Genomic DNA, 2,226 nt, shown 5'->3' on the forward strand with positions numbered 1-2,226 from the left:
GCCCGGGTCCCGGCCGAGCGCCCGGGCGATGTCGCGAACCCCGTTGCCTTGGGCGTTCAGGATCGCGATCTCCTCCCGCTCGGCGAAGCTGAGGTAGCGGCTCGACGGGGTGAAGCCCAGGTCGAACGGTGGCATGCCCCCAGCGTTGTGGAACCACCGTGCTCCGACCGCCTGCCCCACGCCCGCAACCGCTGAGGCCTCCTCGGGCAGCAGTCCCTGCGCGATCGCTGTCCAGAAGGCCGCCTCGACCGGCCGCTGGAACTTTGGATGCCCCGGCGACCGCAACTTCGAACGAACAGCCCGGTCCGCGGCCTGCTGACGACGACCCATCACACACCCCTCTCACGAGGTATTGCGACGACCAGTTGAATCCGCCCTGAGATCCTCTGTCCGAATGCACTATGCAGCCGGCCGCGTCGCCGCGTCGAGATACTGCGCTGTCCAGCGCTTTCACTGCGAGACGCGCCTTCATTCGGTCGCTGATCGAGTAGCCCACGATCCGGCCGGAGAACACGTCCTTGATCGCGCAGAGATACAGCTTGCCCTCGGTGGCTTGAGTTCCAGCCATCGTCGCAACACTCTGATCGAGAGGTGCGTGCGATGGTTATTCGGCCGAGGGGTAGAGAGAATGTGCAGTACAAGGCGAAGGAGCGGGACGAGTTCTTCCGTCGGCTTGATCGTGGCGGCACGATCCGTGCTGTCGCGGCTGAGCTGGGGCTGAGCGTTGAGTCGTGTTACCGGTGGCGAAATGAGGCTGGCGTATCGACTTCCCGTGCGAAGAGCCGGGTCTATACGGCTGAGGACAAGGCCGAGTTCTTCCGCCTGCTGGCGTCGACGGGGAACGTGTCGAAGGTCGCGAAAGAGCTCGGGTTCGTGCGGGTCACTTGCTACAAGTGGGTGCATCAGGCGGGGATCTTCACGGGGAAGGACACCCGCGCTCAACGAGCACGGTTTGAGCGGTTGCGTGCCGACGGTGTCAGTCGGGCGGATGCTGCGAGACGGGTCGGCGTGGACAAGCGCTCTGCGCAAGATTGGGACAAGGGCATCAAGCAGATAACGGGCGGACGCGTTCACCCCGACGGTCGTGTAGTTCGCTACCGTCAGGCGGCGATACTGGCGAATGTGAAGAGCCCGCGTGATGCCTATACGAGAGGCGCCCCGGTTGATCTGGCGCGTCTTGAGACTGTTATCGATTCTCGCTACCTGAGTTTGATCGAACGAGAGCGTATTCACGATCTACGCAGCCGCGGGGACTCGATAAGGTCGATCGGGCGGGCGCTGGGGCGGAGCGCGTCGACGATCAGCCGGGAGATCGCCCGCAACACGGCCACGACAGTCGGCTATCTTCCTTACGCGGCGCACCGGATCGCGGCGGCGCGCCGGCCGAGGCGACGTGCATGCAAACTCGAATCTGCTGGCGATTTGCGCGCCTATGTGGCAGCGAAGTTGCGTAAACGATGGTCACCAGAGCAGATCAGTCACCGGCTCGTGAAAGACTTGCCGGACGATCAAGGGATGCGGGTGAGCACCGAAACGATCTACCAGGCGATTTACGTCCAAGGACGCGGCGCTCTGAAACGCGAGATCGCCGCGTCGATGAGACGCGGGCGGACAACACGAAAACCACGGCGCGATCCAGCGAAGAGAACCAGTCGCTTCGTGGACCCTATGGTCTCCATCGCTGAGCGACCCGCGGAAGCTGAGGATCGTGCAATCCCTGGGCATTGGGAAGGGGACCTCATCGTCGGCACGATGGGACGATCAGCAATCGGAACACTCGTCGAGCGATCAAGCCGCTTCGTTACCCTCGTGCACCTTGAACATGACCACACGGCCGAGACCGTGCGCGATGGCCTCATCACCACCGTCGCTGATTTGCCAGCAGCGCTACGCCGCTCGCTGACCTGGGACCAGGGCACCGAGATGTCGGGGCATGTGGGGTTCCAGACCGCCACCGATATGGCGGTGTACTTCTGTGATCCGGGCAGCCCCTGGCAGCGCGGCAGCAACGAGAACACGAACGGTCTCCTACGCCAGTACTTCCCGAAGGGCACCGATCTCTCCCGCCACACGCCCGCAGAATTGCGACGCGTCGCAGAGGACCTCAACGAACGTCCACGCAAGACGCTCGACTGGGACACTCCAGCCGAACGACTCCATGCTTTACTGAATGCGAGTTGAACCAGTGTTGCGACGATGGCTGGAACTCAAGTGGTCCTGTGCTCC

The 2,226-nt window shown here is 63.3% G+C and carries 2 protein-coding genes and 1 pseudogene; 1 reads left to right on the forward strand and 2 read right to left on the reverse strand.

What is annotated here, in order from left to right:
- Together Q9R22_RS13215 and Q9R22_RS13220 are read right to left on the reverse strand one after the other, a co-directional pair.
- Positions 1-330 (reverse strand): helix-turn-helix domain-containing protein (locus Q9R22_RS13215; protein WP_311254300.1); only part of this gene is annotated, 330 nt, incomplete at its 3' end.
- Positions 331-376: 46 nt separating this feature from the next.
- Positions 377-550, reverse strand: a pseudogene (locus tag Q9R22_RS13220) (DDE-type integrase/transposase/recombinase); the annotation flags it as partial.
- Positions 551-960: 410 nt separating this feature from the next.
- Between Q9R22_RS13220 and Q9R22_RS13225 the strand changes: the two are divergent.
- Positions 961-2,181: an IS30 family transposase gene (locus tag Q9R22_RS13225; protein ID WP_396415680.1), complete on the forward strand. Its 1,221-nt coding sequence runs from the start codon at positions 961-963 to the stop codon at positions 2,179-2,181.
- Positions 2,182-2,226: the final 45 nt, after the last annotated feature.

Origin of the sequence: Kocuria sp. PD6 (assembly GCF_031844145.1) — a bacterium.
In the GTDB taxonomy this organism is placed as follows: Bacteria; Actinomycetota; Actinomycetes; order Actinomycetales; family Micrococcaceae; genus Kocuria; species Kocuria marina.